11 protein-coding genes are annotated in these 13,676 nt (G+C 74.5%); 1 reads left to right on the top strand and 10 read right to left on the bottom strand.

Annotated elements, in window-relative coordinates; translation table 11 throughout:
- Nucleotides 1-51: 51 nt before the first annotated feature.
- The 5 genes from OG710_RS08665 to OG710_RS08645 all read right to left on the bottom strand — a co-directional run bounded on the left by OG710_RS08665 (nucleotide 52) and on the right by OG710_RS08645 (nucleotide 6,939).
- A complete protein-coding gene (locus OG710_RS08665) occupies nucleotides 52-456 on the bottom strand; it encodes a globin (protein WP_330238786.1) in 405 nt (134 codons plus the stop codon).
- A gap of 42 nt (nucleotides 457-498) precedes the next feature.
- Nucleotides 499-1,773, bottom strand: a complete 1,275-nt coding sequence (locus OG710_RS08660; RefSeq protein ID WP_330238785.1) for an FHA domain-containing protein — start codon at nucleotides 1,771-1,773, stop codon at nucleotides 499-501.
- Nucleotides 1,774-1,815: 42 nt separating this feature from the next.
- Nucleotides 1,816-3,153, bottom strand: a complete 1,338-nt coding sequence (locus OG710_RS08655) for a vWA domain-containing protein (RefSeq protein WP_330238784.1) — start codon at nucleotides 3,151-3,153, stop codon at nucleotides 1,816-1,818.
- 103 nt (nucleotides 3,154-3,256) lie between these two features.
- Nucleotides 3,257-4,492: a PP2C family serine/threonine-protein phosphatase gene (locus tag OG710_RS08650; protein ID WP_330238783.1), complete on the bottom strand. Its 1,236-nt coding sequence runs from the start codon at nucleotides 4,490-4,492 to the stop codon at nucleotides 3,257-3,259.
- 2 nt (nucleotides 4,493-4,494) lie between these two features.
- The gene (locus OG710_RS08645; protein WP_443064231.1) at nucleotides 4,495-6,939 is read right to left on the bottom strand and encodes a tetratricopeptide repeat protein; all 2,445 of its coding nucleotides are present in this window, start codon (nucleotides 6,937-6,939) and stop codon (nucleotides 4,495-4,497) included.
- Between OG710_RS08645 and OG710_RS31265 the strand changes: the two genes are divergently transcribed.
- A complete protein-coding gene (locus tag OG710_RS31265; RefSeq protein WP_443064230.1) occupies nucleotides 6,914-7,213 on the top strand; it encodes a hypothetical protein in 300 nt (99 codons plus the stop codon). The genes OG710_RS08645 and OG710_RS31265 overlap by 26 nt on opposite strands.
- 34 nt (nucleotides 7,214-7,247) lie before the next feature.
- Here the strand turns inward: OG710_RS31265 and OG710_RS08640 are convergent, their stop codons facing one another.
- The 5 genes from OG710_RS08640 to OG710_RS08620 all read right to left on the bottom strand — a co-directional run bounded on the left by OG710_RS08640 (nucleotide 7,248) and on the right by OG710_RS08620 (nucleotide 13,676).
- Entirely contained in the window at nucleotides 7,248-8,579 is a 1,332-nt protein-coding gene (locus OG710_RS08640; RefSeq protein ID WP_330238781.1) for a hypothetical protein, read from the bottom strand.
- Between the two features lie 71 nt (nucleotides 8,580-8,650).
- Nucleotides 8,651-9,694 (bottom strand): glutamate ABC transporter substrate-binding protein, encoded by a 1,044-nt coding sequence (locus OG710_RS08635; RefSeq protein WP_330238780.1) that lies wholly within the window; start codon nucleotides 9,692-9,694, stop codon nucleotides 8,651-8,653.
- An 11-nt stretch (nucleotides 9,695-9,705) separates the two neighbouring features.
- Entirely contained in the window at nucleotides 9,706-11,106 is a 1,401-nt protein-coding gene (locus tag OG710_RS08630) for a hypothetical protein (RefSeq protein ID WP_443064229.1), read from the bottom strand.
- 339 nt (nucleotides 11,107-11,445) lie between these two features.
- Complete coding sequence (locus OG710_RS08625; protein WP_330238779.1) at nucleotides 11,446-12,420, bottom strand: N-acetylglucosamine kinase; 975 nt, start codon at nucleotides 12,418-12,420, stop codon at nucleotides 11,446-11,448.
- Complete coding sequence (locus OG710_RS08620; RefSeq protein ID WP_111331600.1) at nucleotides 12,411-13,676, bottom strand: 6-phospho-beta-glucosidase; 1,266 nt, start codon at nucleotides 13,674-13,676, stop codon at nucleotides 12,411-12,413. Before OG710_RS08620 ends, OG710_RS08625 begins: the two co-directional genes overlap by 10 nt.

The following is a 13,676-nucleotide window of genomic DNA, read 5'->3' as shown; positions in this document are numbered from 1 at the left end:
GGCCGCGGAGTTCCGCATTCCGCACGTATGTGGGCGGTACGTGACCGTAGGTCAGCCGTCGGTGTTCACCATCGAGGCGGCCGCGTACGTCAGGTACTCCCACAGCTGCCGGTCGTGCTCCGGGTCGAGGGCCAGCTCGTCCATCGCCGCCCGCATATGGCCCAGCCAGGCGTCGTGCGCGGCCCGGTCCACCCGGAACGGGGCGTGCCGCATCCGCAGCCGGGGGTGGCCGCGCCGCTCGCTGTAGGTGCGCGGGCCGCCCCAGTACTGCATCAGGAAGAGCGCGAACCGCTCCTCGGCCGGTCCGAGGTCCTCCTCCGGATACATCGGCCGCAGCAGCGGATCTCCGGCGACGCCCAGGTAGAAGAGGTGGACCAGGCGCCTGAAGGTGTCCTCGCCGCCGACCTGCTCGTAGAAGGTCACGACCTGCATGGTGTCGCGCGGGTTCTCAGTCACCCGTCCATGGTCGCAGACGCCCCGTCCGGCCGGACGGGGCGCTCAGTCCCGGCGGATCGTGATCGTCGTCCACGCCCCGACGTGCACCTGGTCGCCGTCCTGGAGGGGGACGGGGACGTACGGCTGGATCGGCTCCTCGGAACCGTTGACCGTGGTGCCGTTGGTGGAGTTCTGGTCGACCACGGCCCAGCTGCCGTCCGGCTGCTGCACCAGCACCGCGTGCTGGTGGGAGACGCCCGGGTCCTCCGGCGGCACCGACAGGTCGATGTCCGGGGACTCGCCCGTGCTGTGCCGGCGGCGGCCGATCGTGATCTGGCTGCCGGTGAGCGCGAGCTGCTGCTCCGGGGAGTACGCGGGCAGGTTGAGCCCGGTCGCCTCGGGGCCGCTGCGCTGCATCATCGCCAGGAAGTACTCGCGGTCCGGCGCGATGAACGCCGTCCAGTTGTTGGAGAGCGGCGGCTGACCGGCGCCCGGACCGTGCAGCGGGCCGTGGCCCTGCGGACCGGCGCCGTGCGGCTGACCGGGCCCCTGCTGACCGGGGAAGGGCGGCTGCCCCATCGGGTCCTGCGGGGTCCGGGCCTGCGGCGCCGGCTGCGAGGGCGGGGACAGCAGCCAGTCGTCGCCGTCCGAACGCGGCGGGGCCGGCGGCGGCGCCGTCTGCTGCTGGAAGGCGGGCGGCGGCGCGCCCTGCTGCTGGAACGGGGGCGGCGAGCCCTGCGGCCCCTGCTGGTACGGGGGCGGGGGCGGCGGACCCTGGCGGCCCTCCGGACCGGGCGGTGGGCCCTGCTGGAACGGCGGCGGGGTGCCCTGCGGGCTCTGGCCGAACGGCGGCCGGCCCTGACCCTGACCCTGGCCCTGCGGGCCCGACTGGCCCGGACCGGGGGACAGCGGCTCGGCGGACCGGTTCATCTGCGAGGGCCGGGAGCCCTGGTAGTCGAACGGGTCGCGCGCCTGCGACGGGGGCGGCGGCTGCTGCGCGGGGAAGCCGGGCGGCCGGTTGCCGGCCGGGCCGGGGTCGCCCGGAATGTTGTGCCGGGGAGCCAGCGGCGTGTAGGACGTCGCCGTGTTCGTGAGGAAGTTCCAGCGGCACTCCTCGCAGAACGGCGCCATCGCCTCACGCGGGGTGCGGCACTGCGGGCACAGCTCGGCCTGGGCCGTCGCGTCCGGGTCGTGCGGCTGGGGATATCCGTACCGCGGGGGCGGCGGAGGAGGCGGGGGAACCGCACCCGCAGGCGCGCCCGCCCCGGCCATGCGATGGCCGCAGACCTCGCACCAGTCCTCGGAACCCGACTGGTGTCCGTTCGGGCAGGTCGGCATGTCGGCGCTTCCCCCTCTCCTTCTCCGGCCGGCGGGCCGTCGCTATTTCTTGACGCGAACCGTCTTCGTGGAGCGCGTTTCGAGAGTCATCTCGTCCGCTTCCGCGACCTTCGCCTTCAGTCGCACAGTACCTGTCGCGGCGTCGACGACGTCTACCACCTTCGAAAGCAGTTTCGCAGTGTCCTCGTTCCCGGACGCCGACGCCAACTGCACCGCGCGGCCGAGTTTGGCCGTCGCGCCGTCGAAGTCTCCCGACTTGCGGGCATCGAGTCCCTGCTGGATGACTTGTGCCAGTTCGGCCTGACCCGTGTAGTGCGCGACCTGCGGATTGATCGCGGTCGAGGACGCCATGTCGTCCGTCCACACCGCCCGGACCAGTCCCTGCGAGAGGGTCTGCGGCGCCCCGCCCGCCGGGTCCGGCAGGATCAGCGAGACCCGGGCCGCGAGCATCTCCTGCCCGATGCCGGCCTCCGGCACCCGGACGCACACGTGGTAGTCGCGGGACTCGTCGCCCCAGGAGCCGGTGGGGTAGTCCCCGGCGCGCGGGCCCGCCTCGGTGCGGCGGCCGGTCAGATCGGCGACCGTCGGCGCGACCTGCTTCACGAACCTGATCTCCACGCCGACCGGGGTCCACAGCCGCAGCGCCACGTCCGCGACCTCCTTGCCCATGGCGTTCTCCATCATCCGCGTGAAGTCCGCGGCGAGCCCGGCCGGATCGGCGACGATGTCGGCGGTGCCCAGGAGCGCCGAGGCGATCGCTGTGACTTCTTTCACCTCCCAGTCGGTGCCGACCCCGCGCGTGTCACAGGTGAACCGGCCCGCGCAGGCGTCGAGCGCCGCGCGCAGGTCCTCCGGTGCCTCGTGCTCGTTGCGCCCGTCCGTCAGCAGGATGCCGTGCCGGATGTCCACGTCGGCGGCGGCCAGCAGCCGGTCCGCCAGCCGCAGCCAGGTCCCGATCGCCGTACCGCCGCCCGCGCTCAGCCGGCGCAGCGCCTGCTTGGCCTCGGCCCGGGTCCGCGCGTCGGCGACCGCGAGCCGGCCGTTGCCCGGATAGACCTCCTTGGCCACATGCGTCCCGCCGACCACGGCGAACGAGGTGCCGTCGCGCAGGGTGTCCACGGCCGCCGCCGTCGCGTCGCGGGCGTTGCGCATCTTCGTCGGCGGATAGTCCATCGAACCCGAGCAGTCCACCATGATCACCACCGCGGCGCCGCCGGACCGCTCCGGCGTCCCCGGCAGCGGTACGCCCCCGGTGGTGCCGCCCCCGGTCGACGTGACCGTGATGATGCCGTTGACCTCGCGGCCGCCCTCGGGCAGGAACTCGTTCTGGTACACCTCGACGGAGAACTGCGGCACGTTCGACTTGGAGAAGTTGGCCATCTGATCGGCTCCTTGAGGCTCCACCTGTCAGATGAAGACAGAGGTACGGACAAAGCATCGAAGGCGGGAGGGGGCGGACCCGCCATTCGCCGGTCGGTCTCAATCAGGCGGAGCCTGCCCCCTGCGGGGAGACGGCGAACGGCAGCAGGGCCACTGTTACGTTGTCGTGGCCGCCGCCGTCCAGGGCGTGCCCCACCAGAGCCCGCGCCCCGCGCAGCGGATGGGCGTACGCGTCCTGCGGCACCGCGGCGGCCATCTCGGCGGCGGACTCCGCGTAGTTCCACAGGCCGTCCGTGCAGACCACCACCAGGCCCGGCCGGTCGGGCTTGAACGAGGCGGTGTGCGGCTCCAGTTCATAGGCGTCCGCGCCGAGCCAGCCGGTGATGGCGTGGGCGCGCTCGTCCGCGTACGCCTCCGCCTCGTTCATCAGGCCCGTCGCCACCATCTGCGCGGCCCACGAGTCGTCCTCGGTGAGCCGGGCGGGCGCGGTGGAGCGGTCCTCCGGCACCCAGTACACGCGGCTGTCGCCGACCCAGCCGACCACCAGCAGCCCGCTCGCCATGACCGCGCCGACCAGCGTGCACGCCGGGGCGTTCTGGTGGCGGTGCGGATCACGCTCCGGAACGGCCTGCTGGGCCAGCCGGTTGACCGACTCCGCCGCCGCCACGATCGCCTCGTGCATCGCCTGCTGCGGATGCGTACCGCGCGGCAGCGACTCCAGGAGCGACTCGTTGGCCGCGCCCGCCGCCGCGGCCGACGCCTCGTCGGGCCTGCTGGCCGACGACACCCCGTCGCAGACGATCGCGACGACGGCCGCCGAACCGTCCGGCAGCGCGGTCGTGGACACCGCGAACGAGTCCTCGTTGCGGTGGTGGCGCAGCCCCCGGTCGCTGACCGCGGCGACCGAACCCAGCTCCCGCTCCATGTGGTCGCGCTCGCGCGGCTGCGCGTGGCCGCAGTTCTCGCAGTAGCCGTCGCCGTCGACCCGCCCGGCCCGGCAGGCCACACAGACCGCGCCGCCGGCCGCCGGGGCCGCAGGCGGCCCGGTACGCGGATCGGGGGCGGCGCCCGGCGCGGCCAGTTCGAAGTCGGCGGAGGCGGCGGGCCCGTCGTGGCGCACCGGGGACGACGGGTCCGGCGCGGCGGCGCGCGGTGCGGCGGCCGGAGCCGGTCCGGGGGCGTCCGGCGCGGCGATGGCGACCGTGGGGCGGTCGCGCGGCGGCTCCGGCACGGCCGACAGGTCGTACCCGCAGGCGCCGCAGAACAGGTCGTCCCGCTCCAGCGGCTCCGCGCAGCCGGGGCACCTCGGCAGGGCCGTCTCCTGGTGGTTCTGCGACATGTTCACACCCACGTTCGGGGGCGGAAGCGGTTGGCCCGTTCCACCAGTTCGATCCTCTCGTCGCCGGGCTCGGCGAGCCGGGCGAGCATCCGGTACGCACGCTCCAGACCGAAACGCAGACCGCGCTCGTCCAGCTCGCTGCCCAGCAGCGTCGCCGGGCGCGGCCCCGCCTGCGCGGCGGGCTGCGGGCCGGACGGGCTACCGGAGAGTACCCAGTCGAGCGCCGAGCCGAGAACCTCGGTCGCGAGCCGCTCCCGCCGGACCGCGTCGAGTCCGAGCCCGGTGAGCCCCGACACCTGGGCCGCCGCCGCCGTCAGGTCCGCCATCAGCGGTTCGTCCGGGGCGCGTTCGCGCAGCCGGGCCCGGACGGCCGCGATCCGGGCCGCCGTGTAGTGGATCGACGCCTCCGGCACCGACTCCAGCGTCCGGACGGCCGCGTTCCGGTCACCGGCCGCGATCTGCACCCGGGCCAGGCCGAACGCCGCGCTCACGAAGCTGGGATCGGTCAGCCACACCAGCCGGTAGTACTCGGCGGCGTTGTCCAGCTGCCCCAGGACCTCCGCGCAGATGCCCAGGGCCAGCTTCGGCGCGGGCTCGCCGGGGAACGCGTCGTACACCGCGTCGAACGACAGCGCCGCGTTCTCGTTGGCACCGGTCACCAGCGAGGTGAGGCCCCGGTACCAGACGACGCGCCAGTCGTCCGCGTGCTGTCCCTCCAGCTCGCCCAGGGTCTTCGCCGCCGCACCGAGGTCGCCCATCTCCAGATGGGCCCGCAGCTCACGCAGCCGGGTCTCCAGCGACGCGGCCGGCACCGCCTGCAACGCGGCGATCAGCTCGGCCGGCGCGGACGCCATCACCCCGGCCAGGAAACCGGCGTTGGGGTCGTTCGCGTCGACACGCGGCACGGGCAGCGCCAGCGAGGTCCCGCGTACGTCGAGCCCGGCGAGCCGGGGCGCGCCGCCCCCCGCAACCGCGGGCGCGGCGCCGGGGGAGGGGGCCGGGAGCGGGCTGCGCGGCGCCGGAACACTCGCCGCCGGCGCGTACGGCAGCGGGCCCGCGCCGGTGCCCGCGCCACCCGGCGTACGGACGTGGGTGGCGGCCGACGGCACCGGCGCCGCGCCCGCGGGCGACGGGGCGGGCCCGGCGGGCAGCGCCCCCGGCGTCCCGCCGGGCGGGGTCACGGCGGCGGGCGCGGCCGGCGCCCCGGCGGCCGTACCGCCCTTCCGGCGGCCGAAGCGCCCGCCGGACGCGGCGGCCCTGGCGCCCAGGCGCGACACCTCGCCCGCACCGTCCGCGAACAGCTCCGTGTCGGTGACCCGCAACTCCCCGCCGAACAGCGTGGACAGCGCCGGACGCGGACGCCCGCTCTGCAGGGACACCACCTCCCGCAGCACACCCGTCAGCTGCTCCGCCATCTCCGCCGCCGAGGCGAACCGGCGGGCCGGGTCCGGGTCGGTCGCCCGCACCAGGAGCCGGTAGAACGACTCGTAGGTCCGGAACACCTCGATGTTGTCCGGGTCCGGCAGCGAGTCCACGAAGACGTTCGTGTACCCCTGGAAGTCGAAGGTCAGCACGGCGAGCGTCCGGGCCACCGTGTACAGGTCGGAGGCGACCGACGGGCCCAGCTCCGCGACCTCGGGGGCCTGGTAGCCGACGGTGCCGTAGATCGCCGACTCCTCGTCGTCCATCCGGCGGACCGCGCCCATGTCGATGAGCTTCAGCTGGTCCTCGGTCTGGATCGCGTTGTCCACCTTGAAGTCGCAGTACAGCAGGTTGCGGCTGTGCAGATGGCCCAGCGCCTCCAGCGCCTCGATGCCGAACGCGCACGCCTGCTCCACCGGCAGCGGATCGCGCTTCCCGGCCGGGGTGCGGCGCTCGTTGGCGATCTCCTTGAGCGACTTGCCGCCGACGTACTCCATGACGATGTAGCCGTCGAGCGAACCGGTCCGCTGGTCCAGGTGCTCCACGAAGTTGTAGATGCGCACGATGTTGGAGTGCTCGATCTCGGCGAGGAACCGCCGCTCCGATATCGCCGCCGCCATCGCGTCCTGGTCGCCCGTGTCCAGCAGGCCCTTGAGCACCACCCACCGGTCGGACACCGCCCGGTCCACCGCCAGGTAGACCCAGCCGAGCCCGCCGTGCGCCAGACAGCCCGCGACCTCGTACTGGCCGTGCACCACGTCGCCCGCCTCGAGCTTGGGCACGAAGGAGTACGGGTGGCCGCACTTGGTGCAGAACCCCTCGGTGCGGCCAGGCCGCTCGCCCCGCGCCCGGCCCACCGGAGCCCCGCAGTCCGACCGCGAGCAGAACCGCTTGCGCTCGGGAACCTCCGGGTTCTCCATGACGGCCGTACGCGGATCGGGGCGCGGCACGTCCGGCACCTGCACCAGGCCCGCGCCCAGCCGGTTGCGGCCAGAGGAGTTGGTCGACCTGGCGGAGGAGCGCACCGAGACCGAATGCGCGGTGGCCGCGCCGGACAGCGACCGCGAGAGCCGCCCCGACACCGAGCGCCGCGACGTCGAGGACCGGGACGAGGAGCGCGAGGACGCCCGCGACGAGGACTGCGAACCGCTGCGCGCCGACGAGCTGTTCGACCCACGGCTGCCCCGGCCGCCCACCGCGACCCCGGTCGGCGGCGAACTGACCATCCCGTTCGGAGAGACGACAGGCGCCAGACCGCAGGTGTCGCAGTACAGCTCACCGCCGCCCATGTCCTCGTAGCTGCCCTCGCACGCGGGGCGCTGGCACTGCGTACTCATGTTCGTTCCCCCTCTTCGCCCCGCCGCCTCGACGGGACGTCCAGCAGCTCCAGCGCCGCGTCCTGGTAGCGCTGCACCGCCTGCGCGGCCACCCGCAGATCGCACGGCGCGCTCCACAGCATCCGCCGCGCCGCGTCGTACCGCTCGATCAGGACCGGGTCCTCGGCCAGGCCGTTGCGGGCCACCTTCGCCTTGTACGCGTCGAGCCGGCCGCGCAGCTCCGCCCGGACGGCCAGCGGCGCGGTCACCGCCGTCAACTGCTCGCGGGCCCGCAGCAGTTCTTCCTCCGCCTCCCGCTCCAGCGCCTCCAGCAGCGGGGACAGCCGGTGCCAGCGGGCATGCCTGCGGTACTCCGACGCGGCGGCCAGCCGTTCCTGGAGGGCGGTCGGCGGGCCGTTGACCACCGGCACCTCCGACGCCGCGATCTTGGCCAGCACCTCGCCGCGCGCCGTCCGCGCCTCGGCCAGCGTGCGGTCGGCGCGGGAGAGCACGTCGCGCAGGTGCACCAGCCGCTGCTCGGCGTCCTGCCGCACCGCGAGCACCGCCTCGACCTCGCGCCGTACGTCCTCCAGGGCCCGCGCCGCCCGGTCGTAGCGCGTCGTGTCCGGGCGCCCGCCGCCGGGCGCGGCGCTGCCCGGCCCCGGCAGCCAGAACGCCAGCGGGTCCGCGATCACCTGGGCGCGCAGCGTGCCCAGCTCCTCGGTGATCGCCTCCAGCTCGTCGCCCGCCGGATGCTCACCGGGCCGTACGCCCACCGAGTGCGCCAGCGAGTGCGTGCGGCGCAGCTCGGCGGCGAGCAGGTCTATCCGGGCGGGCATCGCCGACCACACCGTGTCCGACGCCACCACCATGTCCAGGGCGCTCGCGTACAGCCGGTTCATCCGGGCGACCAGCTCCTCCAGCGTGAACCGCTCGGAGAGCCGGGCCGGGCCGGTGACGGACGGGTCGTGCCCGGCGGCGGCGTGCGCCACGGTGACCCCCTGGCCGCGCAGCAGCTCGGTCAGGACCGTCAGATCCTCGCGGTTGGGGTGGCGGCGCCTGGCCCGCACCTCGCGCGCCTGGTCGAGCACTCCCGCGTACGCCTCGAAGTAGCTCCACAGCAGGGTGACCGACCGCTCGGTGACGGCCCATCGCTCGCGGGTGACGCCGGACAGCTCGGCGCCCTCCAGGAGCCTGCGGCCCGCGTGGTCCTGGAGGGCGAGGAGCGAGGTCTCGATCGCCTCGTGCTCCGCGCCGAGCCGGGCCAGCGCACGGTCGGCCTCGTCCCGGTCCATGACCGGACCGGGGGGCCGGGCCGCGTAGCTGGGGAAGGGGCCAGCGACGCCCATCGATCACCTCTCCGCTCTCCCTGCCGGCCGGGGCCCGCAGGATCAGTGCCGCCGCCCGCGCTCGGACGGATCTAGTCCCGGTACTTCGGTGCCGGCGGCGCCTCGATCCCCGGCAGGCCGCCCTCCAGCCACGCGCGGTACGACTTCATCCAGCGGCTGTCCGAGCCGCCCGCGCGGTAGCCCTCCAGCACCTTGTTGACCCGCGCCACCAGATCGTCCGCGCCCTTCTTCGCCGCCACGCCGTAGTACTCGGTGGTGAACGGGTCGCCCTTCAGCTCCACGGCCGGGTCCTGGGCGGCCTGGCCGGCGGCCAGCGCGTTGTCCGTGACGACCGCGTCCACCTCGCCCAGCTGGAGCCGCACCAGGCAGTCCAGCTGGTTGGGGACGGTCAGCCGGTCCCGGTCGGCCGCCGTGCCGTCGGCCTCGTCCTTGTAGACCGAGCCGAACGACTCCTTCTCCAGCGCCTCGTACGCCGTGGAGCCCTCGGCGGTGCAGACCCGCTTGCCGGCCAGCGTGGAGTTGAACCCGGTGATCGAGTGGTCCTCCTTCGCGGCGAGGACCTGCTGGCCGGCCTGGAAGTAGGCCGTCGAGAACGACACCTGCTTCAGCCGGGCGCAGTTGATCGTCATCGTCCGCACGACGACGTCCACCTTGTCGTTCTCCAGCGCGGCGATGCGCTGATTGGTCGGGATGGCCCGGAAGATCACCTTGTCGCCGTCCCCGAGGATGTCCTCGGCGATCGCCCGCACCAGGTCGATGTCGAAGCCCTCCAGATGACCGGACTCCGGATTGCGGAAGCCCCACTGGAAGCTGTTCTGGTCGACGCCCGCGATGAGCTTGCCGCGCTCCTTGATCTTCCTGACCGCGTCCCCGTCCACCGCGCCCGGCCGCAGACTCGCCTCCGGCTCCGTGCACGTGTCGGCGCGCGCCTGCAGGGCATGCGCCGCGCCCGGCCCCGTCATCTGGGGGCCGAAGACGTCGTCGCCGTCGTGGGACAGCGGCAGCACGGTCAGCGACGCCGTCAGCGCGCAGGCCGCGGCCATCGCCGTCACCCCGCCCCAGCCACGCAGCCGGCGCAGCGGTCCGCGGCCCGTCCTCGGGTCCTTCGCTGTCATCGCTCCCCCTGTCACCGGAACTCCGAGAGCCTGCGGTTGACGCCGACGATCGCCGCCACCGCGCCCAGCACGGCCAGCACCGCCGCGCCCACGGGCAGGCCGCCCAGGGCGTCGCGGCCGTCCCGCGCGGCACGGGTGAACTCGCTCTGCTCGTGCGCCAGGGCGTCGCGCAGCGCGTCGTCCACCTTCTTGAAGGACTCTCCGGTGGAATTCTCCTGGCCGATGATCTGCTCCAGCGCGGACTCGTAGTCCCCGGCGTCGTCGGTCTTCCGGGCGGTGCGGTGCCGTTCCTGCCACTCCGTGACCGCGGCGGCCGCCGCGGCGACCGGCTTGCCGCCCTCGGTGTCCCCGGTCTCGTCGGCCAGCTTCGCCGCCGCGGCCAGTTCCTCGCCGAGCGCCTTCATGCCCGCCGCGTAATCGGTCTCGTACTTGTCGTTCCTGCCGTCCGCGGTGAGCACCGCGCCGCGGGCCACCACCGTCAGGTTCTCGTCGGCGCGCGCCTTCAGCGAGTCGATGCGCGCCCGGTTGAGCACGTCCATCGACTGCTGCCCGTGCGCGTCGGCCTCCGCCAGATCGGCCCTGGCCACCGTGTGCCCCACGGCCAGCCACAGCAGCAGCACCGTCGCCGCGGCGGTCGCCGCCAGCAGCCCCTGGTTGAACACCCGGTTCGTCTGCCGGTAGTTGCGCCGCTGCGCCCACACCAGCGCGGCCAGCGCGATCACCCCGGCGGCCACCGAGAACAGCGGCCAGGCCCGCGCGGAGCCGTGGTCCGCCTCCAGCCGGCCGGTCTCCGCCGCGTACAGCCGCTCGGCGGCCGGCAGCAGCTCACCGGACATCTGCTGGTTCGCGTACCGCAGGTAGGCGCCGCCCAGCGGAAGGCCCTGCCGGTTGTTGGCGCGGGCCCGCTCGATCAGGCCCGTGTAGCGCGGCAGCCCCTCGTTGAGCGTGGTGATCTCGCGGCCCGACGCCGAGGACGCCTCCGTGTTCGCCGCGGCCTTCACCAGCAGCCGGGACGCCTCCTCGATGTCCTTCACATACTGCTCGTGCACCGCGCGCGGCTCCTGCGGACCGGCCAGGAAGCCGCTCGCCGCCGCCGCGTCCGCGTCCGCCAGCGAGCGGTAGATGCCCGCCGCGTCCGCGCTGAGCGGCTGGCTGCGCTCCACCACGTCGTCGGCGGCGGCACCCCGGCCGCTGATCTCGAACGCCGTCACCGCCCCGAACGCCAGGACCAGCAGCGCCAGGACGGCCCCGATGATCCTCAGCCGGCCCGGTTCGGTGGTGGCCGCGGCGCGCATCCGCCCGGCCAGGGCCGCACGGGCGCCGGGCCGCGGCGGCACGGGTACGGCCGCCGGCGCGGGCGGCTGCCCCGGAGCGCGGTGCGGCGCCTGGCGCGCACTCGGCGGGTGTGTCACGTGACCTCCCCCTCGGTCATTGACGGCGGCCCGCCCCCCGGCCGATCGGGGGACTGGTACCCGGCCAGAAGTATGGCCGCCGGGACCGGCACACACATCCAGAACGCCTGGATCGGGCACCGGGCCACGCGACGGCCGGCCGCGGTCAACGGCATTCGATCAAGACCGGCGCCGTTGATCAAGGCGAACGGCGCGATCCCCCGCCGAACCGTCCTCCCCACCATCAACACGTTCGGGACACCCGATCGGTTCCCGGACACGCGAAAGGCGCCCCGCAACCCGCAGGCGGAGGGGCGCCCCTGACGGGCCGGAACCCGGATTCCCCGGCCGTCCGAACTCTCAGGCGTACTGCGCCCGCAGCCGGGCGTGCACCTGCGGCGCGGCGCCCGTGCGGTCCAGGCCGAGCAGCCCGGCGCCGAGCACCGGGGACTCCCGTACCACCCGCACCACGGCCTTCGGGGCCCGCGCCGCGAGGAGTTCGGCGATCCGCTCGTCCAACTGCGGGTGGCGCGCCGCCAGGACGCTGCCGCCGAGCAGCACCGGCACCTCCTCGTCCAGCAGCTCCAGGCGGCTCAGCGCGACCGAGGCCAGCGCCACCACCTCCTCGCCCAGCCGGTCCACCAGACCCCGCGCCACCGGGTCACCGGCCGCGCTCGTCGCGAAGAGCACCGGGGCCAGTTCGTGCCGGCGCTCCGCCTCGATGCGGCCCAGGTGCAGCGCCTCGATCAGCGCGTACATCGAGTCGAGCCCGAAGTGCGCGGGCAGCGTCCGGGCCAGCGCGGTCGGCTCGCCCCGGCCGTCCTCGGCGCGCGCGGCGAACCACATCGCCTCCTCGGACAGGCCCGAACCGCCGCCCCAGTCACCGGAGATGCGGCCTATCGCCGGGAAGCGCGCGGTGCGCCCGTCCGGGACCATGCCGACGCAGTTGATGCCCGCGCCGCAGACCACGGCGACGCCGCGCGGCTCGTCCACCCCGGCCCGCAGGATCGCGAAGGTGTCGTTGCGGACCTCGACCGTTCGGCCCCAGCCGCGCGCCGCCAGCGCCGCGGTCAGCCGCTCCTCCTCGACCGGCAGATCGGCGTTGGCCAGGCACGCCGACACATGGGCGACCGACGAGGTGTCCGCGCCGGCCGCGGCCAGCACCCGCGCCACCGCGTCCCCGAGGACGTCGACCGCCGGCTCCACGCCCACGTACGGCGGCTGGAACCCGCCGCCCCTGGCCGTGGCCAGCACCGTGCCGTCCGCGCCGACGAGGGCCACATCGGTCTTGCTGTTCCCCGCGTCGATCGCCAGGACCGCGCCGTTCACGCCCACGCCAGGTGCTCCCGGTTGTGCGCGATCAGCTTGTCGGTGAGCGCCTCGGCGTACTCGAACTGGCCGATCAGGGGGTGGGCGAGCAGCGCCTTGAACACCCGGTCCCGGCCGCCGCGCAGCGCCGCCTCCAGCGCCAGATGCTCGTACGCCGTGACGTTGGCGACGAGCCCCGCGTACAGCGGGTCCAGGGCGGGCACGGCGAGCGGCGTCGCGCCCGAGGCGTCCACCTTCGCCTGCACCTCGACGACCGCGTCGTCCGGCAGGAACGGCAGCGTGCCGTTGTTGTACGTGTTGACCACCTGGTGGGCCGAGCCGCCGCCCCCGAGCAGCGCCGCCGCCAGGTCCACGGCCGCCTCCGAGTAGAAGGCGCCGCCCCGCTTGGCGAGCAGCGCGGGCTTCTCGTCCAGCGCCGGGTCGCCGTACATCGCCAGCAGTTCCTTCTCCATGGCGGCGACCTCGGCCGCGCGGGAGGGCTTGCTGCCCAGCTCGCGGACGACCTCGTCGTGCGCGTAGAAGTACCGCAGGTAGTACGAGGGGACGACGCCGAGCCGGTCCACGACGGCGCGCGGCAGGTGCAGGTCGTCCGCGATGGCGTCGCCGTGCTCGGCGATCAGCCGGGGCAGCACGTCCTCGCCGCCGGGGCCGCCCAGGCGCACGCCCGTCTCCCAGGTGAGGTGGTTGAGGCCGACGTGGTCCAGGTGCACCTCGCCGGGGGCCACGTCGAGCAGGGCGGCGAACTTGCGCTGGAAGCCGATCGCCACGTTGCACAGGCCGACGGCCTTGTGACCGGCCTGGAGCAGGGCGCGGGTGACGATGCCCACCGGGTTGGTGAAGTCGATGATCCAGGCGTCGGGGTTGGCGCGCCGGACCCGCTCGGCGATGTCCAGGACGACCGGGACGGTGCGCAGGGCCTTGGCGAGGCCGCCGGCCCCGGTGGTCTCCTGGCCGACGCAGCCGCACTCCAGCGGCCAGGTCTCGTCCTGGTTGCGGGCGGCCTGGCCGCCGACGCGCAGCTGGAGCAGGACGGCGTCCGCCCCGGCGACGCCCGCGTCGACGTCCGAGGTGGTGACGATGCGGCCGGGGTGGCCCTGCTTGGCGAAGATCCGCCGGGCGAGGCCGCCCACGAGGTCGAGCCGGTCGGCGGCCGGGTCGACGAGGACCAGCTCCTCGACCGGCAGCGTGTCACGCAGCCGGGCGAATCCGTCGATCAGTTCGGGGGTGTAGGTGGACCCGCCACCCACTACAGCGAGCTTCAT

The organism is Streptomyces sp. NBC_00525, assembly GCF_036346595.1.
GTDB lineage: Bacteria > Actinomycetota > Actinomycetes > Streptomycetales > Streptomycetaceae > Streptomyces.
This window is presented reverse-complemented; position numbering and strand designations above follow the sequence as displayed.